The sequence below is a fragment of the Staphylococcus chromogenes genome (assembly GCF_029024625.1).
Lineage (GTDB): Bacteria > Bacillota > Bacilli > Staphylococcales > Staphylococcaceae > Staphylococcus > Staphylococcus chromogenes.
The window spans coordinates 933,267-953,829 of the sequence record NZ_CP118953.1; the positions used below are offsets into that span (position 1 = coordinate 933,267).

Below are 20,563 nucleotides of genomic sequence, written 5' to 3' on the forward strand. Positions count from 1 at the left end.
ATTTTTAAATTTATCTCTTATTATATTTTATCTTGCTTTTACTGTTCAACATTTTGCTGTTGGTTTGCGATTTCTTCCTCAGTAATTGGATAGAAATAGCGTTCTAAATATGAACTGTGAGTGCTTGTGACACCTGCTAAAGCGCGTACAGCTTCTTTCGAAAAGTTTTCGCGGAAGACGGATGATTTTTTAAAATCTTCAAAAGCAGTACGTGATTCAAAACCAAACATTACTTTATATACATTATCCTTGACTGGTTTGAGTAATCTGAAGCTTTTATAACCTTCATATTCCGAAAGATTAGGGTAATAACTATCCAATTTTTTCTCAAGTTGATATTTATGGTCTTCTGATGTTGGTATTGAGATTACTGCCTGAAAATCTTCTTCTGAAATGTCTCCTACACGCGTTAAAGAACGAAAAGATTTAGGTTGTTGAAAAACACTTTCTTTATCCGTTTCTTCTATTAAGACTGAACGCTCTTCTGAAGAAAAAATCATTAAATTTCTATCTTTATTATTGAGTTGGATTTGATGGATATATCCATATGTTCCATAAGTGATATAGAGTTTCATGGTGTTCGCCTCCTTAATATTGAACTTATTATACTTTCTTTTATAGTAAAAGACCACCATTTATATTACCCAAATAAAATGATTGTAAAAGTGTAAATTGAGATTTTAAACTTTTATGACATTTGAGTTCCTTGAAAGCGTTATGAAGCGGAAATATGCTATAGTTAATAAGAATGAAGTTTAGAAGGAGGTTCTCATGAATACACCGTTTAACGATACGATATTACGAGCTATAAAAGGGGACATAATTACACATACACCCGTGTGGTTCATGCGCCAAGCCGGACGCTCACAACCCGAATATCGAAAATTAAAAGAGAAATATTCATTATTTGATATTACACATCAACCTGAACTGTGTGCATATGTCACAGCATTACCTGTTGAACAATATCAAATCGATGCGGCAGTTTTATATAAGGATATTATGACGCCACTTAAAGCGATTGGGGTGGATGTGGATATTAAATCGGGAATAGGTCCTGTGATTTCTAACCCTATTAAGTCATTAAGTGATGTTGAAAAGTTAGGTCAAATTGACCCTAAAAGAGATGTGCCGTTTGTCCTAGAAACTATCAAATTGCTGACAACTGAAAAGTTAAATGTGCCACTTATTGGTTTTACGGGTGCACCTTTCACTTTAGCAAGTTACATGATTGAAGGAGGTCCCTCCAAAAACTACAATAAGACGAAAGCACTTATGTACAGTGATGAGACAACTTGGTTTAAATTAATGGACACGCTTGCAGAGATGTCGATTACATATGTAGGGGCTCAAGTTGAAGCTGGTGCACAGTTAATACAAGTTTTTGATTCATGGGTGGGTGCACTGAATCAAGCAGATTACGATTATTATATTAAGCCATGTATGGAAAAATTAATTAACGGCATCAAAGCGTTTCAAGTGCCGGTGATTATGTTTGGTGTAGGGGCAAGCCATCTGATTACCTCATGGAATGATTTACCTATTGACGTATTAGGATTAGATTGGAGAACCTCAATACTTGAAGCGCATCATCAAGGTGTTTCGAAAACTATTCAAGGTAACTTAGATCCAAGTATTTTACTTGCACCGTGGCCAGTGATTGAAGAACGTTTGAAACCTATTTTGAATCAAGGGTTAACGCATGGTAAACATATTTTTAACTTGGGACATGGTGTTTTTCCAGAAGTTCAGCCAGAAACATTACAACGCGTATCAAAATTTGTACATGATTATACAGGGGCAAAATTAAAATAGAGTGAAAAAGGACGGATTTGGATGAAAAAAGAAGTCGGTTTACTTGTCATGGCTTATGGCACACCGTATCAAAAAAGTGATATCGAACCTTATTATACAGATATACGACATGGCCGTAAGCCTAGCGAGGAAGAATTGAATGATTTAATTTCTCGCTATGAAGCGATAGGGGGGCTTTCACCACTTGCCAAAATTACGGAACGTCAAGCAGAAGCCATACGTGATGCATTAAATGAACGATATGAAGATATAGAGTTTAAATTGTATATCGGTTTAAAACATATCCACCCATTCATAGAAGATGCTGTTGAAAAGATGAACAACGATGGTATTACAGAAGCGGTAACAGTTGTATTAGCACCACACTACTCTAATTTTTCAGTGGGGTCTTATAATCGACGCGCAGAAGAAAAGGCGAACGAATATGGAATTCGTCTTTTCCATGTCAAACATTACTATCAACAACCAAAGTTTCAAGAATATTGGACGATGCGCGTAGATGAAATTCTTGCTAACATCCCTCAGGAAGAACATGCCAAAACTGTGCTTGTTGTTTCGGCACATAGCTTACCAGAAAAAATGATTAAAGAAAGCAATGATCCTTACCCTATGGAGCTTGAAAATACAGCTAAAGCCATACAACAACAATCGGTCATTCAAAATGTCGCTATCGGTTGGCAATCTGAGGGCAATACGGGGACGCCTTGGTTAGGACCAGATGTCCAAGATTTAACAAAAGCACTTTACAAAGAAAACAAATATGAACACTTCATTTATACACCAGTAGGATTTGTCGCCGAACACCTCGAAGTACTATATGACAATGATTATGAATGTAAAGTGGTTTGTGATGAAATAGGTGCAACTTACCATAGACCGCCTATGCCGGATATCCACCCTTTATTTATTGGTGCTATCGTGGATGAAATTTCAAATATTTACGAGAAAGTGTGAATGAGATGACTAAAATTGCTATTGTTGGTGCAGGCATTACTGGGCTTTCTAGTGCTTATTTTATAAAAAAACATTATCCTCATATTGACGTCACAGTTTATGAAGCGACTCATCAACCTGGTGGTAAAATTAAAACTGTACAACGAGACGGTTACACTATTGAGCTGGGTCCTGAATCATATTTAGGTCGTAAAACGATTATGACGGAATTGGCAAAAGATATTGGTATTAAGGATGAGGAGATTATTACCAATAAAACAGGGCAATCGTTTATTTTTGCGCGAAACAAACTTTATCCGATACCAGGTGGTGCTATTTTAGGAGTTCCAACGGACATAAAACCTTTCATGTCTACAAAACTCATATCAATGAAAGGGAAATTGCGTGCATTAAAAGACTTGAAACGTAAACCGATTGAAATGAAAGAGGATTTATCGGTAGGTAGTTTTTTTAGATATCGATTGGGTGATGAGATTCTAGAAAATTTAATCGAACCATTACTAAGCGGTATTTATGGTACTGATATTGACCAACTCAGTTTAATGAGTACATTTCCAAATTTCAAAACGTTAGAAGATACACATGGGAGTATCATTAAGGGAATGCAAAAAGTACGATTGGATCGTGAAAAAAAACATTCTCACAATACAGAAGGGCCACAAGGCCAATTTAAACAATTTCGTAATGGTCTTTTCTCGTTTATCGAACAGCTTGAAAAATGGTTAAAACAAAACAACGTTCATTTTAAATATCAAACACCCGTCACTGATTTGATTAGCGAACAAAAAGGGTATAATGTGGAGACAGCACAAGAGGCGCCGACTTTTTATGACGGTGTTATCGTTGCAACGCCACATCAAGTCTTTCATAAATGGTTTGAAACAGATCCTGGATTTGATTATTTCAGCCGACTTGAAGCATCATCTGTTGCGACGATTGTTTTTGCGTTTGACGAAAAAAATATCAAAAATACATCGAATGGAACAGGATTTGTTATCGCAAGAACAAGTGATACGTCTATAACAGCTTGTACTTGGACGACAAAAAAATGGCCGCACACAACACCAAAAGGTAAAGTTTTGATAAGAGCCTATGTCGGTAAGCCAGGTGATGATATTGTTGAAACACATAGTGATGAGGAATTGGTCGAAATTGCCAAAAAAGATTTATCACAGATGATGACTTTTTATGGCGAACCTGATTTTACAATCGTCAATAAAATGCCACATGCCAGTCCTCAATATCACGTAGGTCATATTCATGAAATTAAAAAAATACAAGAACATATTTACAGAGAATATCCACATTTACAAATAACGGGGGCACCATTTGAAGCGGTAGGGTTGCCAGATTGTATTCGACAAGCACAAGATGCCGTTCAGAGACTTATTCCTAGAATATAGTTTATAATACATCTTAGACGAGGGCAGTGCATGTCTTCGTCTTTTTCTATTATTAATGGTTTATCAATGTCAGTTTTATTAGATTAAAATTACTTTTTGTTTCTTAAAGATAGATTCAACATTGTTACGTGATGTAATGAATGCTTGACGCTACATTGATAAAATAAAACATTAATTTTACGCATCTATCAATTTGGGTAAACCCCTTTTATGAAATATGTATTGTGATTTTTAACGATTTACAATGATTTAATGTGAGTTGATTTTATATATAATTGTTTACTATCACGTATATGTTGATGAATTGGGAAGGAGCGTATTTAAGTGACAAATGTTTATATTGTATATGGGTACCATGCAAATGAAAATAAGCACTGGTTTAAATGGTTAAAAAATGCTTTAGAGCTTGAAGGCCATGATGTTAAAATTATTGACTTGCCAAACCCAGATGCCCCTGATGTAGAGGAATGGCTACCAGCATTGAAGACACAAGCCACGTCTATTGATGGTGATACATTATTTGTTGCTCATAGTTTGGGAGTGATTACTACTTTAAAATTTATAAATGACTTAAATGTATCGCACATCGGGGGTATAGCGATGGTTTCAGGATTTAAAGATTATCTCCCACATTTACCAGAACTTAATCCATTTATGGATCAAAATATTGATTTCGAAAACTTAAAGCAAAAATTAAACCACAGATTTTGTATCGCATCCAAAAATGATGAAACTGTACCTTATTCATATACGGAAGAGTTAAGTCATATGCTAGATGCAAAATTATATACGATTGAGCAAGGTGGTCATTTTTGTGAGGAAGATGGCTATGAAACTTTTAGCTTCTTAAAACAAAAAATCATTTTAAAACTTGATTGAATGAGTCATTACGAAAGAATAGGGTACTTTTATGGTATTATTTTGAAACAAATCGTGTTCTTTTTACGTAAATAACGGTAGAATTACACGAATTCTTTGTAAAAAAGCGTTGACCTTTTAATGAACTATATATATACTAAAAAAGTCCTTAAGAGTTCAAACGCTTTGGCTCCTTGGTCAAGCGGTTAAGACACCGCCCTTTCACGGCGGTAACACGGGTTCGAGTCCCGTAGGAGTCACCATTTCTTTATTAACAAAATTAAAAGAAATTTAAAAAAGCGTTGACATTCATTACAAAAATTGGTATTATAAAAAGGTAGCCGATTTTAATAATATTACCGCGGGATGGAGCAGTTCGGTAGCTCGTCGGGCTCATAACCCGAAGGTCGGTGGTTCAAATCCGCCTCCCGCAATATTTCATTTAGGTCCCGTAGTGGAGCGGTTTAACACGCCTGCCTGTCACGCAGGAGATCGCGGGTTCGATTCCCGTCGGGACCGCCATTCTTAATATGGTTCAGTAGCTCAGTCGGTAGAGCAAAGGACTGAAAATCCTTGTGTCGGCGGTTCGATTCCGTCCTGAACCACTTTCAATCACGGCGGCTGTGGCGAAGTGGTTAACGCATCGGATTGTGGTTCCGACATTCGTGGGTTCGATTCCCATCAGCCGCCCATATCGTAAAATGCGGGTGTAGTTTAATGGCAAAACCTCAGCCTTCCAAGCTGATGTTGTGGGTTCGATTCCCATCACCCGCTCCATTTTATTGTTCCACAGTAGCTCAGTGGTAGAGCTATCGGCTGTTAACCGATCGGTCGTAGGTTCGAGTCCTACCTGTGGAGCCATGGCCCCTTGGTCAAGCGGTTAAGACACCGCCCTTTCACGGCGGTAACACGGGTTCGAGTCCCGTAGGGGTCATCAAATCAGAAGTGAAACATCGCTTCTGATTTTTTTATTTAATATCATGGAGAGTTGTCCGAGTTGGCCGAAGGAGCACGCCTGGAAAGTGTGTAGGCGCCACAAGCGTCTCGAGGGTTCGAATCCCTCACTCTCCGTTATTTGCTTATATTCTGTTAATTTACCGTTGTATCACGTATCTGTATACGTTGATATGACGTTTTTTTGTTTTATTTGGCTATCTCTTGTTAAAAGTCGTATTTAATATTGAACCTCCTTGAAGCGTCCCGAGAACGTGATTTTTTACTTATTACGTACCTGACAATTACATTACTTCTAAAGCATAAATCTTCTTATTAATTTTTCTATTTAGTTTCATGATGTAAATGTAAGTAGACTTCTGTATAGTAATGAAAAGAAATCCATTGTATTTAAAAGTAATAGGAATCCACTTGTTGTAAGCCGTGCTCATGGAAGAAGGTAAAACAAATGGATGAAAGGTCTTGGATTAATTCTGGCGAATGGGTACCGTTTGATCAAGAGATAAAAGATGTAGAAAACAAATTATGGTGGGTACGTTTTAAATACGCTGCAAAAGGTGCAAATCAGAAAGATAACTTCTTTATGCCTATTGGTAAGATAACAGATAAAGAAGAAAAGTTACTTAAAGAAAAAGCTCTGTGGGGTAAATTAGAAGTTAAATAAGAATAAAAAACAGGCTAGCCATAACGGATAGCCTGTTTTTAATTACGTAAATTTTAATGTGTATTAAATAAAATCAACTTTTCTAATTAAATAAAAGATTTTTCATAGCTATAAAAATAACACTTAAGAATAAAAATGCAACACTTCCGAATTTAAAACTAAATAAATTTTAAAGTTTGATAATATGAAAGTGTTTTCATATTACTATTAAAGGAGAGTAATAAAAATGAAAAAAGTAGTTTTCTCTACTTTGTCTATTGTCATGCTTTTAAGTTTTTGTTTTTTCCCTAGGGATTCGAGATGCAAGTGCTGAAAGTAAAGCGGTAAGTAAACCTACAAGTAATGTTGATAGTAAATCTAAGCAAGATATTATTAGAAAGATTAAAAAATCAGATATTTATAAGAAACATGCAAATTCAACTTCTATTAATTCGATAAAAGATGAAAATATTATTGTTCACTTAGATAAAGGTGAAAACACTAATGTATATTCAGTTAATTTTATATTTGGTAAAGAATTAGCTAGAAAGAACAATAATCTCTCTATGATTGAATTAAAATATAATGAATCAAACAAAGATATTTTTTATAATCACATGATGTATTCAAAATTTGTTAAACATAATAATAAAGAATATATTAACATGAAAGGTATTTTAAATGATAAACCATACTATGAGTTTAACATAGACCAAAAAGGTCATTACTATGATCAAAATTTTAAAATTACTTCTAAAGATAAAATCGAAGAAGAATCCTTTAAAAATTTACCACCTAAAGAACGTGGTTGGTGCGAATGGGCAGTCGGTGCGTTATGTGGTACTGGTGGAGCAGGAGGATGTTGGGCCGCTGCTGCAGCATTAGGTATCACTACCGGTTGGGGAGGATTTTCATTAGCCGCAATTTGTGGTCTAATAACTTCTCTTGGTTGTACGGGTGCAACAAACTATATTTGTAAATAGGAAAAGGTGATTACATGACAATGTTTATAATGATATTTCTCTTTGTATATTCTATTGTAATTACATTGATGTATTTTAATAAAAAGAAGTAATAAATTTGAGGCCTTAAGTTACTCGGAATTTTGAATTTTAAAATGAGCTTCTTATTATATTAATAATATCGGAACATTATTAATGAGTGCAGTTTTATTATCAACGATTAGTCCATTGGCGGATGCTAAAGACAATAGTGTTAAAAATGAGCATTCTAGAACAACAACTAATACTAATATTCAACCTCTATATAACGGTAGATGGAGTAAAAATAAATAGAAACCCTATTTTACCAGTGAATCCAGATGCTCAAAATCGAATTGGAGCTACAAAGATTGTTAAGACTACTATTAAAGTAATAATTAATAATAAAAGTAAGGCAGTTAAAGTGGTAGAAAAAGTTGGTGGAAAGAAAGCTGTTAATGCTTTTAATAAAGCTTATAATCCTTTAGTTAAAGAATTGAAACCGATGTTGAAGTGGAGTGAGGTTCCTGCTAATTCTGTGAGAGATGTGCTATCAGAGTAGGGCGAGCTGCTCACTTATCAGAATCTCAAGCTCATACATTGGGAGTAACATTAAAAGAAGCTGTATCTTGGTGATTCTAATATGTTAGGAGTATTTCTATGTTAAAAGAAAAAGAAAGTTTTCGATTACTTTATAAAGCAATAAAAGAATTGTCGGTTAGAATTGGTGAAAATCAGTTAGAAACTAATTCTGTTAGCTTATTGTTGTTAGATTTTGATTTTGAGCACCAAGTATTTGATGATAACGTTGATATGACGGTGTATTTATGGGGTCTATACTTTTAACGGTTAGTGAGTGGTTCACTAGCCGTTATTTTTTCTAAATAGAAAAGTTTGTACAAACATTAAAAATAGAGGAGGGAGAATAAAAAATAAAGATAATGCCCCGATAATAAATTGTAATGTCAATGAGGCAATCGTTATACCTAATATCATTATAAGTAGTACTTTTACTTTATATTGGTCTTTATCAATCAATGAATAGCGCTCCTTTCATTGGTCAAAGATTAATACAACACAGCCCCTCAAGTAACAGTAAAAAATGGATGGTAAGTACCGTTTCTATCAACAGGCTTAATTTTATTAAGTGATTCAATAAAGTGATCATTGTTAGTACCAAAATATATATGAGAAAATCATCATTAAACTTAGCCTCAATCGAAACTTATTTTGTGAATTGCTAGATTTAATTAAAAAAATGAACTTACAAAAGCATAACAAATCAGAATTGAATTTCAATCTTTCTTATAACATGAATCACTATTCTTTTCTTTAAGTTAAATTTTCTTCAAAAAGGACACGGGAATATGCCAAAAGAATAAACAGTGTTCTTCAATGTAAGGGCTTTGATATGAATCTTAAAATTTCATTAACTTATAGCCTATTTATAGATTTTAAATATATAATACAGTTAATGAATTTATAGTAATTCAATATAGCACCGATGATGATTAAAAGCTAAAAGCCAAATTTATAACATAATCGCTCAGCATTTTAGAAAATGACTATTGATGGGGAAGTATTCCCACGATTCGATACTACAATGTTTAATAGTTATTAACTTCATCTTTTTTAGCGGTAGGAGTAATATTTGTGCATATTGTTTTATTTTCTGTCAAAATTCATATAGAAAGGGTACATCATGAAAAATTTATTTAACAAATACAAATATCATGCACTTATACTTCTGGCAGTATGGAGTTTTTTCTCTGGTTGCAAAATCTTTTATGAGAGTTTTGGTAAACCGAATGGGTTAGAAGATAAGTATCCATTATTTTTGCTTAATATCTCTCTTATTGCTATCTATGCGATACCATTAATTTTACTCACTCGTTATTTAGCAAAACGCTTTGAAATTTCTAAAAAAGTAATTCATTTAAGTTGGGTGATGGCGCTAACTGCTTCTGTCTATTTTTCTGATATCGGCCATACAATCGTAGGATATATTACAATTGTCATTTTTAAAATTCCAGATTCTATTAGAGCAGATTGGGGACCGGCGATTGGTGGACCTTTAGCTGAAGAATTCGGTAAAGGCCTCGCAGTGTTACTTGTATTGCTTATCCTCAAAAAAATGGATTTAAAGAACGCTTTAGTGAGTGGTATGATTATTGGTCTAGGTTTCCAAATTATCGAGGATTGTAATTTTACTTTCCAAGAAATATTTTTAGCTAAAGCTGATGGCTTTTCTGTGCTTCTAGAGCGAATTGCTTTTTCAGGTGGTACACATTGGGTATTCACACTGATCTTTGCCATTGGCATAGTGGCGCTTATTGCTAAAGGTACTGGTATAACTAAAATACAAGGTTTAGTTTGTGTCCTTTTACCAATACTGATGCACTTCATTTACAATACGCCTTTCAATGAAGGAATAGGTTCAAATACAGGTAACTTCACAGTGTTACTACTCACATTAAACCTATCTTTGGCACTTCTAGCATTTAAGACGGTGGATAAGGTTGTAACTCATCAAAAGGGTCAATTCCCGAATCATTAATTAATATTATAAAGGGACAAATTCATTTTTAAGATATAACATGATAGATTTCATAGGTTCTATACTTTTAACAGGTGAACGATAGCTTCACGAATTTATAAAAGTATAGAACCTATTTTTATTAAGTTCTAGCACTTACGCTAAGTAATAGTTTTTTAACAAGATTGACTTCACAAATGAAGTTTAAGGAAAAAATGATATGAAAGATGTAAAAAAAGAAATTGCACAACTTTTATATTACATTTAAACTTTTATATTACATTTAAAATGAAAGGACACACATAGACATTCTCTGAATTCCAATCAGTGTATATGACATAAAATTAATAATGAGATGTTAATATTGACCAATTTAACTAAAATCAAAATAAGAACGGCTATCAATTATATCATTGGTATCGTAGCCTTTGATGCAGCATTTTACATACTTTTCATTTTGTAAAAACTAGTGAGTCCATCATAAAAGTAGGCCAGTTTTTCAACTGACCCATGATGTTGTTTATTTAATTCAAATATTAAGTTTTACAATTCTAAATTGCAGTATAGCCACCATCGACTAAAAGTGTCGTACCATTGACAAAGCTCGCATCATCACTTGCTAAAAATAGAACAGATTTAGCCACCTCTTCTGGTCGGCCTAATCGACCTTGTGGATGCAGACTTTCTAAATATTTTTTGCTGTCTTCTTCAATATCCTTTAATAGCGGTGTCTCAATATAACCTGGGCACACTGCATTAATACGTACTCCTTCTTTGGCATAAGCTGTACATAAATTTTGAGTTAGCAATTTAACGCCACCTTTTGCTGAGGAATATGCCGTTGTATGTGGTAAAGAAACAAAACTATGAATGGAACCACAATTAACGATGACACCCTTACTCTCCTGTTTTAAAAATTGTTCAATGGCATATTTATTTGACAAAAATACTCCAGATAAATTGACATCAATCGTTTTTTTCCAATCTTCAAATGAGAGATCTACAGCTTTTGTATCTTTTGCAATGCCCGCATTTGCAAACATGATGTCTAATCTACCAAAATGTTCAACAGTTTTTTTAATTAATCGGCTAACGTCTTCTTCGACAGTGACATCTGTAGAGACAAAGAGGGCATCTTTACCATTCTTATTAAGCTCCTCTACAAACTCTTCACCATTATTCCCTATATTTGCAACAACTACTTTAGCACCTTCTTCAGCAAATAATTCAACTGTTGCTTTTCCGATTCCACTTGCGCCTCCAGTGACTATGGCAACCTTATTTTCTAGTCTTTTCATTTTCAAAACTCCCTTAATTAAATTTGTAATTCTACAATTTGAATTACTGTATATATACCACGTTAAATCGATGGTTAAAACACTTTCAAATCGTTTTTCTGAATAGATGTGGAGATTACCTTAGGAATATAAATGTATTTAACGATTTTTTAATAAACAGTATTTAATGTGAGGTAGACTTTATGAAAACGTATTTTCTAATCAAGAAAGCATGATGCGGTTTTCGATACTTTTAATAAATTTTATCATATTAGGTTTTTTATTATTTTTTTAAGGGTAGATTTAAGAGTAGTGAATGCTTTCAGGAGGTGAGAATAATAATGAAAAGATTGAAAAATTTCATTCTAGGGTTGTTAATTGTTGTGATTGTTGGTTTTCTATTATTTATGTACATAGATCATCAATCCATTAAACAATATCAAAATTATTTTTACCAGTTCAATTGGTTCCAACCATTATTAATTGGATTGGCAGGCTTTTTAATTTTAATCGGTTTAATATTATTCTTTAGCGCATTTAAACCGACACATCGAAAACCAGGTTTATATAAAGATTATAGTGACGGTCATATCTATGTTTCTCGCAAGTCTATCGAAAACACAGTTTATGATACTTTGAAACAATATGATGATATTCGTCAACCTAACGTCATTTCTAAACTTTATAATAAGAAGAATAATAGTTATATCGACATCAAAGCAGATTATTTAGTACCAACAAGTACAACAAATGTACAAACTCTCAATGAGAAGATTCGTAACGATATTAAAGAAAGTGTTGAACACTTTGCTGAGATACCTGTTCGTAAACTTGAGATAAATGTACGTGATCAACGTAAAAATTCAAATGAGCCACGTGTTGTATAGTTGTGAAAAGGAGGGTTTCCATGAATAATAATGAAAATCACCAATCGAACCAAGCTGCAGTTGAAACGTTAGCAAATTTTTTCAATGCATATAAATGGCGCATTATTGGCTTTCTCTTATTTCTAATTTTAGCTATTTTGTTTATTACACTTGGTTTTTGGAAAACTATCCTTATTGCCTTTTTGTGTTTAGTAGGAATAGGATTAGGGTATATTAAAGATCGTACGCAAGATTTCTTGAATTTCATAAATAGACTTAGTTAGTTTAGATGAAAAAAAGAGAAAGTATTAATTTAAAAGGAGTGTTTTAAATGGCTAATCAAAATTTCAAACAAGCTTATAATGAACAAACAGGTGTAAATGATAAAGTACGTGAAGAAAAAGAAAAAAACGCTCAAAGTGAACCTCAATTCAAAAATAACCTTACTTTCACTGATGAAGTCGTTGAAAAAATTGCTGGCATTGCTGCACGTGAAGTCAATGGTATTTTAGATATGAAAGGCGGCTTTGTAGATAGCTTAAGTGGTTCATTTTCAAGTGGCAATAACGTTGCACAAGGTGTAAGTGCTGAAGTTGGCGAAAAACAAGCTGCTATTGATTTAAAAGTTGTATTAGAATATGGTGAATCAGCACCAAAAATTTTCCGTAAAGTTACTGAAATTATTAAAGAGCAAGTAAAACACATGACTGGTTTAGACGTTGTTGAAGTGAACATGCAAGTAGACGATGTGATGACTCGTAAAGAATGGCAACAAAAAAATGAAAAAAATAGACAAAACAATAACGAAAACAAAGGTTTACAATAATTTCGTTGTTCACACCTAGCACAATTTGTGTTAGGTGTTTTTTTTATGTCTTGAGATGTGAGGTGAACTTCTTAATGAGAGTTTTACTTTGTAAAGTAGCATGAAAATATAAATTTTAATAAATGACAATTGTGACTTTTAGATTTTGGGTTATTAATTCCTAAAGCTAAAGTTGCCCCCTAATTTGAGTCCTCTTTGTGCAACGCAATCAAATAAAGTTTATAATAGTATTGAGATTGTTTTTGGAGGCATAGATATGAAACATTGGCTTGAAATACGTGCAACCGAACAGCCTGATTTTATTGCGATAGAAACAGATGAATCGCAAATGACTTTTAAAGAATTATATGCACATTCAGTAGAGTTCGGGAAAAAATTAAAATCTTTAAATGTGCCACGTTTAGGATTTTACGTTAACAATACGATTGAAGCTATCATTGCTGTGCATGCCGCATGGCTTTACGGCATAGAAGTAGTGATGATTAATCACAGATTAACGTCAAATGAAATCATCAAACAATTAGACTCTGTCAATGTGCGCGATGTGATTACTACAAAACCGATAGAACTATCCGAATCGATAAATGTCTATTTATATCATGAAGTTCAATCAATATGTAATTCCGAGCCCACTGCTTTTGCAGATTTTAACATCCAAAATATTGCTTCTATAATGTTTACTTCTGGCACTACGGGTCCTCAAAAAGCTGTGCCACAACGTTTTAAAAATCATTTGGCAAGTGCAAAAGAATGCAAGGCTACATTAGGATTTTCCTCAGAATCTAAGTGGCTCACTGTTTTGCCAATTTATCATATTTCAGGTCTTAGTATCATTATTAGAAGTGCTATATATGGTTTTACTGTTTATTTAAAAGAAAAATTTGACGTTGTGGAGACCCTTGAATGTATCAAATCGAAACAGTTAACGCATGTTTCATTAGTCCCCCAAACTTTGATTAGACTCATGAATGGTGGGTTAGATCAACCGTATACTTTAGAAAAAATCTTGCTAGGCGGGGCGAAACTAGACGAAACGATGATTCAGAGCGCATTAGAACGTGAACTTCCGATTTATAATTCTTTTGGCATGACAGAAACTTGCTCCCAATTTTTAACTGCTTCTCCTAAGATGCTTAAAACGCATCCCAATACAGTCGGAGTGGTAGGACCTTCACAAGAAATTAAAATCAGTCAGCCCAATGCTCAAGGACATGGCATACTATGTGTTAAAGGACAAAATGTGATGGAGGGCTATCTTTATCCAAGTGAAGTGAATTCGCAAGCTTTTGATGATGAAGGCTTTTTTAATACGGGAGACATCGCAAGTGTCAATGATGGCTATGTAACGATTTATGATCGTAGAAAAGATTTAATTATTAGTGGCGGAGAAAATATTTATCCGTTCGAAATTGAGGCTTTAACAAAAACATTTCATGGCGTTGAAGATGCGATGTGTGTGGGCATTCCCGACGACACTTGGGGTGAACGACCGATTCTTTATGTAGTTAGTTCCATAGGGGAAAAAGTGATTACAGGTCTACAAGAATTGTTAAATGAACGCTTAGCAAAATACAAACATCCTAAAGTGATATATTTAGTAGAAACTTTACCATATACAAGTACTGGTAAATTACAAAGACAGGTTTTAAATGAGGGACATTTATGATTATAAAAGATGTCAATTTTTATATTTTTGAACCTTGTTTTAAACAAATGATTCAAACTCCAAAAGTGACAATGACCCACCGTAAAACACTGATTATCGGACTTGTAGATAACACGGGTAAAGAATGGTTTGGAGAATCTAATGTTTTTGATTCAGATTGGTATTACGAAGAAACCATTGATTCTGTAAAAAGAGATATTTTAAATTGGTTTACCCAAACGAAGGGGCAACCGTTACATTCCTTTGACCAATTGGTTGAAAGTTTAAATCTTCTCAACGAGGCACCAGCAGCTAGAGCAACTGTGATGATGGCGTTATATCCGAATTTTCATACGTTATCTTATTTTCAAATTGCGCCCATACAAACGATTAATGGAGATTTTAATGATAGAATTGTGCAATTAGATCACGTCGCACGTCTAAAACTAAAGTGGTCATCACATATTTTAGAACAAGTTCAAATAATACGACTTATGTATCCTGATATGCCAATTAGTATTGACGCAAACCAAACGTTATCTGCATCGGATGTACCGACTTTAAAACAATTAACTAAAGCACAGATTTCTTATATAGAGGAACCTTTTCATACGAATGAATTATTAAAAAAGGCGGACGTGTTACCACCTATTGCTATTGATGAACAAGCCACTTCTATACAGGCTATTTCTCAACTTCGTAAGTCTTATCCTATCTCTGTTGTTGTGATAAAACCATTTCGCCTAGGTGGAATTGATCGGACGCTAGAGTTAATCCATCAATTGCAAAAAGAGGGTGTCAAAATTGTTATAGGAGGCATGTATGAAGCTGCATTAAGTCGATATTATACAGCGTGGCTCAGTCAACAAGGAGACTACGCAGGGGATGTGACACCACATGGTTACTATTTTGACGTTGACTTGTGTGCAACATCAGGTCAACTTAGGGACGGACAATTATATTTTCAGCCCCCAACGGTTGACCGTCGTTGTTTAAAGCCTTTTTAATGTTTGTTTTCTTTTTTTAAAGGTACAGGATCAAAGCCCCCTTTATGGAGTGGATGACATTTTGAGATTCTTTTGATTCCAAGCCATGTTCCTTTGATTGCGCCATGAACTTGGATGGCCTCGATTGTATAATTGGAACATGTTGGGTAAAATCTGCAAGATGGGGGCGTAAGAGGGGATATAAATTTTTGATAAAACCGTATAGGTGCAATGAAGAGTCGTTTCAAAGTTGAAACCTCCTTTTTTGTATTGATTTTATTTTAACATAATGAGTAAAGGGGAATGGCATTTGGAGTTTATTGATCAGAAGAACCAACATATTACTTTACGTTTTTGTGGCCCAAATGATGAACGAACAGGGGATCATGTCTTAGGACTGACACGATTCAACCAACAATGGTTATTTACAAAACATCGTCGTCGGGGCATTGAATTTCCAGGAGGTAAACGCGAGCAAGGTGAGTCGAGTGAAATCGCATTGGCCCGTGAAATCTATGAAGAGACAGGAGGACAATTGGAAGCGGCTTACTACATCGCGCAATATACTGTGTCAAATGAAGTACGGACGTTTTCTAAAGATGTCTTTGTCTGTTTTATTCATTCGATAGATTCTAAAAATGATTATTTTGAAACTGATGGACCAATTTGTTTTGAGACCCTTGATGATATTCCTGATATAAATAAAAGCTTTTTGTTAGAAGATCCAGCCATATTGAAATGTGTTGAAAGGATGGGTGAGCTTGGATTTTATTAATCGTAAACGGATGCCATCACAACTACAAACACACCGTGTCGAAGAATTAACGTATGCGGTCGAAGGTCTTCATGTCAAAGGGTTAAGTTTAATCCCATTTCAACCTGTACGACGCATTATTGTTTATTTACGTGGAGGAAAAGGTCAAGTCGGACGCGTGAGACTTGCGCGTCTCTTACAATTTATTGATAATCATACGCTAGTATTTGCCCCGTATTATCGAGGGAATAACGGGAGTGAGGGACAAGATGATTTTGCGGGAGAAGATTTGAAGGATGTGACAGTAGCTATTCAAATTTTAAAAGCGCAATTCCCAGAAGCTCATCTTCATTTGATAGGATTTTCAAGAGGCGGGATTCAAGGTCTTTTAACATTTCAAGATGCACAAGTAGATAGCTATATTATCTGGGGTGGAGTGAGTGACTTACATTTAATGTATGAAGAACGTGTCGATTTGAGAGGGATGTTACGACGAATGGTGGGTCATCCTAAAAAGGCGCTGCAAGCTTATGAAAAGCGTGATGCGATGAAACATATTGGCAAAAGCGCGCCCCCCATTTTAATTATTCACGGAGGCAAAGATGTGCAAGTGGGGATTCATCAAGCTTATACTTTAGAAGCCCATCTAAAAAAAGTTGGAGCTACATTTGAGGCTTTTTACCAACTTGATGAAGGACATGTTCCGCGGCCAAATGCGATGTGTCAAGTACTAAAAGTGATTCAACAATGGATGGAAAATATTGAATTCCATAAAACAAATAAAAAGCTGTGAAGTGTCTATAATAGACGCATTCACAGCTTTATTATTACCCTTTAAATCCACCTGATTTTTCAAGATGTTCAGTTTCTGGACCAAACTTTTTGAAATTGTCTTTAAATCTTGCCACTAAGTCTCTGGCTTGTTTGTCATAGGCTTCTTTATTTGTCCAAGCGTTGATAGGTTGTAAAATTGTTGTAGGAACATCCTCAACCGTCTTAGGAATACTTAAGCCAAAGATGTGATCTTCTTCAAACTCTGAATTTTTAAGTTTTCCACTGATTGCATCATTAACCATTTTTCGTGTATGACGAAGTTCAATACGATTGCCTTCACCATATTTTCCACCAGTCCAGCCTGTATTCACTAAATATACATCTACATCATGCTTGTCGATTAAACGACCTAATAAGTCGGCATAGACTTTGGCATTTAATGGTAAGAATGGGGCACCAAAGCAAGTTGAAAATGAAGGTTGTGGTTCCGTAATACCACGCTCAGTACCAGCAAGTTTAGATGTGAAACCACTTAAGAAGTGATACATCGCTTGATCTTTCGATAATTTTGAAATTGGAGGTAAGACACCAAAAGCATCTGCTGTTAAAAAGATAATTGTGTTAGGATGTGATGCTTTTGAAGGTACGACAATATTATCGATATGATGAATAGGGTAGGCAGCACGTGTGTTTTCTGTTAATTTGTTATCATCAAAATCGACATAACCATGCGCATCGACAACACAGTTTTCTAAAACAGTACCGTAACGAATGGCATTAAAAATTTGTGGTTCTTTTTCTTCTGAAAGATGAATTGCTTTTGCGTAACAACCGCCTTCAATGTTGAAAACACCATTTTCATTCCAACCGTGTTCATCATCACCGATTAATTTACGATTAGGGTCAGCTGATAATGTGGTTTTCCCTGTACCAGATAAACCGAAGAATAGGGCGACATCCCCTTTATGGCCTACATTAGCAGAGCAATGCATACTCATAATATCCTGTTCAGGTAATAAGTAGTTCATGACAGAGAAGATTGATTTCTTCATTTCGCCTGCATACTCAGTGCCACCAATTAAAACAGTTTTGTGCTTAAATGAAATAATTACGAATGTTTCAGAACGTGTGCCATCTTTTTCTGGGTTGGCTTTAAAAGTAGGTGCTGAAATGATTGTGAAGTCTGCTTTTATCTTAGAGGCTTCTTCTTTTGAGCTAGGCTTAATAAATAAGTTTTGTGCAAATAGATTATGCCAAGCAAATTCGTTCACAACAGTAAGGTCAAGTTGGGAATCTTTATCGCTCCCTGCATAGCCATTGAAAACAAAAACTTCTTCTTTTTGATCTAAATATTCGATAACCTGATAGTATAAGTTTAAAAACTTTTCTTCAGAGATAGGTTGGTTAATTGGACCCCAATCAATATCATCTTTCACTTGAGGGTTATCTACAATATATTTATCTTTAGGAGAACGACCCGTATACTCTCCAGTTTTAGCATTAATAGCGCCAAGTTCAGTCAATTCAGCTTCTTCTCGTTTTAAAATTTTATTGTAGAGTTCTGTCGTTGTTAATTGAAAGTGAGATGAAGGCTTGTGAATTAAAGCATCAATTGCTTGTGTGTCAAATGACATGAATAATCCCTCCAATAGTTATTTCGGTAATGTAAGCCTTTACAATTCAAGAGTATAACACATTGATTTCATTATCCCTACCAAATTTAGGTAATTTATTAAGAAAAATAGAAAAATAAATAGATTGAGATATCGCTGATATATTTGAGTAACATAAGCTGTGGTGGAATTGACACTAAACATAAATTTATGTAATATAGTGCTTAACGGATTCTCTTATCCTGAGTGGTGGAGGGACATGGACCCAATGAAACCCAGCAACCTCTTCTTAATGAAGAAAGGTGCCAAACCGTTTGCGGACAAATATTGTCTGAACGATAAGAGCGAATGGACGTTTAGAGCCTTCTCTCTATTTTATAGTGTGAAGGCTCTTTTTTGTTGGCTCAGTTAGAGAGAGAACTTCGTAATTATTAAAAATCAAAGGAGCTTATTATGACGTACAATAGACGATTATTTACATCAGAGTCGGTCACAGAAGGCCACCCCGATAAAATTGCAGATCAAATTTCTGATGCAATTTTAGATGAAATTTTAAAAGGTGATCAAAATGCCCGAGTAGCTTGTGAAACTACTGTAACGACAGGTATGGCTTTAATAGCTGGAGAAATTTCAACTTCAACTTATGTTGATATTCCTAAAGTTGTGAGAGAAACAGTGAAGCAAATCGGTTATACACGAGCAAAATATGGCTACGACTACAAAACGATGTCCGTATTAACTGCAATTGATGAACAATCTCCTGATATTGCACAAGGCGTAGACCGCGCGTTAGAATATCGTGATAATGAAAGTGATGAAGCATTAAATATTGGTGCGGGAGACCAAGGTTTAATGTTTGGCTACGCTACTGATGAAACAGATACGTATATGCCGTTGCCAATTGATTTATCACACAAATTATCAAAACGCTTAACAGAAGTGCGTAAAAACGGCACATTAGAATATTTAAGACCAGATGGAAAAGTACAAGTAACGGTAGAATATGATTCGAATAACCAACCTCAACGCATTGATACCATCGTCATTTCAACACAACATCACGAAGAAGTCGAATTAGAAAAAATACAAGAAGACCTTAAAGAACATGTGATATATCAAACAGTTCCAAAAGAATTAATAGATGAAGAGACAAAGTTCTTTATTAATCCAACTGGTCGATTTGTGATCGGGGGACCTCAAGGTGATGCAGGTCTCACTGGACGCAAAATAATCGTAGATACGTATGGCGGCTATGCCCGTCATGGAGGAGGTGCTTTCTCAGGAAAGGATCCAACAAAAGTTGACCGCTCAGCCGCTTATGCCGCTCGCTATGTTGCGAAAAATATTGTGGCTGCAGGTTTGGCTAAAAAGTGTGAAGTTCAAATCGCTTATGCTATTGGAGTTGCGCAACCAGTCTCCATATCAATAGATTCTTTTGGCACAGGCAAAGTTTCAGAAGATATTCTTATTGAGGCAGTTCGACAAAACTTTGATTTAAGACCTGCAGGTATTATTAAAATGCTAGATTTACAACGTCCTATCTATAAACAAACCGCAGCTTATGGTCATTTTGGACGAAATGATATTGACGTACCTTGGGAAAAAACAGACAAAACAGAGATTTTAAAAGAAGCGGTCGCTTCAGAGAAATAATGTTTTTTCTATAAAGACTCGCGATT

General features: G+C 34.8%; 19 protein-coding genes, 9 tRNA genes, 2 pseudogenes and 1 riboswitch. Of the genes and pseudogenes, 26 read left to right on the top strand and 4 right to left on the bottom strand.

Annotated features, from left to right (window positions below; genetic code table 11):
* Positions 1 to 38: 38 nt before the first annotated feature.
* Positions 39 to 575: an antibiotic biosynthesis monooxygenase family protein gene (locus tag PYW36_RS04545; protein WP_037574551.1), complete on the bottom strand. Its 537-nt coding sequence runs from the start codon at positions 573 to 575 to the stop codon at positions 39 to 41.
* A 196-nt stretch (positions 576 to 771) separates the two neighbouring features.
* On the opposite strand from PYW36_RS04545, the gene hemE reads away from it, so the two are divergent.
* The 18 genes and pseudogenes from hemE (at position 772) to PYW36_RS04635 (ending at position 10,164) form a co-directional block, all read left to right on the top strand.
* The gene (gene hemE / locus PYW36_RS04550; RefSeq protein WP_037574549.1) at positions 772 to 1,815 is read left to right on the top strand and encodes a uroporphyrinogen decarboxylase; all 1,044 of its coding nucleotides are present in this window, start codon (positions 772 to 774) and stop codon (positions 1,813 to 1,815) included.
* 21 nt (positions 1,816 to 1,836) lie between these two features.
* A complete protein-coding gene (hemH, locus tag PYW36_RS04555; RefSeq protein ID WP_037574547.1) occupies positions 1,837 to 2,769 on the top strand; it encodes a ferrochelatase in 933 nt (310 codons plus the stop codon).
* Positions 2,770 to 2,774: 5 nt separating this feature from the next.
* Positions 2,775 to 4,172 carry a protoporphyrinogen oxidase gene (gene hemY, locus PYW36_RS04560; RefSeq protein ID WP_103159613.1) on the top strand — a complete coding sequence of 466 codons (1,398 nt, stop codon included), beginning with the start codon at positions 2,775 to 2,777 and terminating at the stop codon, positions 4,170 to 4,172.
* A gap of 324 nt (positions 4,173 to 4,496) precedes the next feature.
* Positions 4,497 to 5,051 carry an RBBP9/YdeN family alpha/beta hydrolase gene (locus PYW36_RS04565; protein WP_037574544.1) on the top strand — a complete coding sequence of 185 codons (555 nt, stop codon included), beginning with the start codon at positions 4,497 to 4,499 and terminating at the stop codon, positions 5,049 to 5,051.
* A gap of 167 nt (positions 5,052 to 5,218) precedes the next feature.
* Positions 5,219 to 5,293, top strand: a tRNA-Glu gene (locus PYW36_RS04570).
* Between the two features lie 97 nt (positions 5,294 to 5,390).
* Positions 5,391 to 5,464: transfer RNA gene (locus PYW36_RS04575), tRNA-Met, on the top strand.
* 11 nt (positions 5,465 to 5,475) lie between these two features.
* Positions 5,476 to 5,552 (top strand) — tRNA-Asp (locus PYW36_RS04580).
* Between the two features lie 10 nt (positions 5,553 to 5,562).
* A tRNA-Phe gene (locus PYW36_RS04585) sits at positions 5,563 to 5,635 on the top strand.
* Positions 5,636 to 5,647: 12 nt separating this feature from the next.
* A tRNA-His gene (locus tag PYW36_RS04590) sits at positions 5,648 to 5,720 on the top strand.
* Positions 5,721 to 5,733: 13 nt separating this feature from the next.
* Positions 5,734 to 5,807 (top strand) — tRNA-Gly (locus PYW36_RS04595).
* A 9-nt stretch (positions 5,808 to 5,816) separates the two neighbouring features.
* A tRNA-Asn gene (locus PYW36_RS04600) sits at positions 5,817 to 5,891 on the top strand.
* A gap of 1 nt (position 5,892) precedes the next feature.
* Positions 5,893 to 5,964: transfer RNA gene (locus PYW36_RS04605), tRNA-Glu, on the top strand.
* A 48-nt stretch (positions 5,965 to 6,012) separates the two neighbouring features.
* Positions 6,013 to 6,101: transfer RNA gene (locus PYW36_RS04610), tRNA-Ser, on the top strand.
* A gap of 331 nt (positions 6,102 to 6,432) precedes the next feature.
* Positions 6,433 to 6,648: a hypothetical protein gene (locus tag PYW36_RS04615; RefSeq protein ID WP_037574542.1), complete on the top strand. Its 216-nt coding sequence runs from the start codon at positions 6,433 to 6,435 to the stop codon at positions 6,646 to 6,648.
* Positions 6,649 to 6,874: 226 nt separating this feature from the next.
* Positions 6,875 to 7,610, top strand: a pseudogene (locus PYW36_RS04620) (halocin C8 precursor-like protein).
* Between the two features lie 214 nt (positions 7,611 to 7,824).
* The gene (locus PYW36_RS04625) at positions 7,825 to 8,169 is read left to right on the top strand and encodes a hypothetical protein (protein WP_229717281.1); all 345 of its coding nucleotides are present in this window, start codon (positions 7,825 to 7,827) and stop codon (positions 8,167 to 8,169) included.
* Between the two features lie 98 nt (positions 8,170 to 8,267).
* A pseudogene (locus PYW36_RS04630) lies at positions 8,268 to 8,411 on the top strand (hypothetical protein); the annotation flags it as partial.
* An 898-nt stretch (positions 8,412 to 9,309) separates the two neighbouring features.
* On the top strand, positions 9,310 to 10,164 hold the full coding sequence (locus PYW36_RS04635) for a PrsW family glutamic-type intramembrane protease (protein ID WP_103159661.1): 855 nt from the start codon (positions 9,310 to 9,312) through the stop codon (positions 10,162 to 10,164).
* 530 nt (positions 10,165 to 10,694) lie between these two features.
* On the opposite strand, the gene PYW36_RS04640 is transcribed toward PYW36_RS04635, so the two are convergent.
* Positions 10,695 to 11,441, bottom strand: a complete 747-nt coding sequence (locus PYW36_RS04640; RefSeq protein ID WP_037574536.1) for an SDR family NAD(P)-dependent oxidoreductase — start codon at positions 11,439 to 11,441, stop codon at positions 10,695 to 10,697.
* A gap of 320 nt (positions 11,442 to 11,761) precedes the next feature.
* Here PYW36_RS04640 and amaP point away from each other — a divergent pair, with 320 nt between their 5' ends.
* The 5 genes from amaP (at position 11,762) to menC (ending at position 15,764) form a co-directional block, all read left to right on the top strand.
* Positions 11,762 to 12,307, top strand: a complete 546-nt coding sequence (gene amaP / locus PYW36_RS04645; RefSeq protein ID WP_037574533.1) for an alkaline shock response membrane anchor protein AmaP — start codon at positions 11,762 to 11,764, stop codon at positions 12,305 to 12,307.
* Between the two features lie 20 nt (positions 12,308 to 12,327).
* Positions 12,328 to 12,570: a DUF2273 domain-containing protein gene (locus PYW36_RS04650; protein WP_037574531.1), complete on the top strand. Its 243-nt coding sequence runs from the start codon at positions 12,328 to 12,330 to the stop codon at positions 12,568 to 12,570.
* A gap of 47 nt (positions 12,571 to 12,617) precedes the next feature.
* Positions 12,618 to 13,112: an Asp23/Gls24 family envelope stress response protein gene (locus PYW36_RS04655; protein ID WP_103158794.1), complete on the top strand. Its 495-nt coding sequence runs from the start codon at positions 12,618 to 12,620 to the stop codon at positions 13,110 to 13,112.
* Between the two features lie 256 nt (positions 13,113 to 13,368).
* On the top strand, positions 13,369 to 14,778 hold the full coding sequence (menE, locus tag PYW36_RS04660; protein WP_037574527.1) for an o-succinylbenzoate--CoA ligase: 1,410 nt from the start codon (positions 13,369 to 13,371) through the stop codon (positions 14,776 to 14,778).
* Positions 14,775 to 15,764, top strand: a complete 990-nt coding sequence (menC, locus tag PYW36_RS04665; protein WP_103158793.1) for an o-succinylbenzoate synthase — start codon at positions 14,775 to 14,777, stop codon at positions 15,762 to 15,764. The genes menE and menC overlap by 4 nt, the downstream gene beginning before the upstream one ends.
* Here the strand turns inward: menC and yidD are convergent.
* Positions 15,761 to 15,991 (bottom strand): membrane protein insertion efficiency factor YidD, encoded by a 231-nt coding sequence (gene yidD / locus PYW36_RS04670; RefSeq protein WP_037574520.1) that lies wholly within the window; start codon positions 15,989 to 15,991, stop codon positions 15,761 to 15,763. The genes menC and yidD overlap by 4 nt on opposite strands.
* 62 nt (positions 15,992 to 16,053) lie before the next feature.
* On the opposite strand from yidD, the gene ytkD reads away from it, so the two are divergent.
* Together ytkD and PYW36_RS04680 are read left to right on the top strand one after the other, a co-directional pair.
* Positions 16,054 to 16,518 carry an RNA deprotection pyrophosphohydrolase gene (gene ytkD, locus PYW36_RS04675; RefSeq protein ID WP_037574517.1) on the top strand — a complete coding sequence of 155 codons (465 nt, stop codon included), beginning with the start codon at positions 16,054 to 16,056 and terminating at the stop codon, positions 16,516 to 16,518.
* Positions 16,505 to 17,290, top strand: coding sequence for an alpha/beta hydrolase family protein (locus PYW36_RS04680; protein ID WP_172458435.1), 786 nt, complete (start codon positions 16,505 to 16,507; stop codon positions 17,288 to 17,290). Before ytkD ends, PYW36_RS04680 begins: the two co-directional genes overlap by 14 nt.
* Before the next feature lie 34 nt (positions 17,291 to 17,324).
* Here the strand turns inward: PYW36_RS04680 and pckA are convergent, their stop codons facing one another.
* Positions 17,325 to 18,905 carry a phosphoenolpyruvate carboxykinase (ATP) gene (gene pckA, locus PYW36_RS04685; protein WP_037574513.1) on the bottom strand — a complete coding sequence of 527 codons (1,581 nt, stop codon included), beginning with the start codon at positions 18,903 to 18,905 and terminating at the stop codon, positions 17,325 to 17,327.
* A gap of 213 nt (positions 18,906 to 19,118) precedes the next feature.
* Positions 19,119 to 19,229, top strand: a riboswitch (SAM riboswitch).
* A 108-nt stretch (positions 19,230 to 19,337) separates the two neighbouring features.
* Here pckA and metK point away from each other — a divergent pair.
* On the top strand, positions 19,338 to 20,537 hold the full coding sequence (gene metK / locus PYW36_RS04690; protein WP_037574511.1) for a methionine adenosyltransferase: 1,200 nt from the start codon (positions 19,338 to 19,340) through the stop codon (positions 20,535 to 20,537).
* Positions 20,538 to 20,563: the final 26 nt, after the last annotated feature.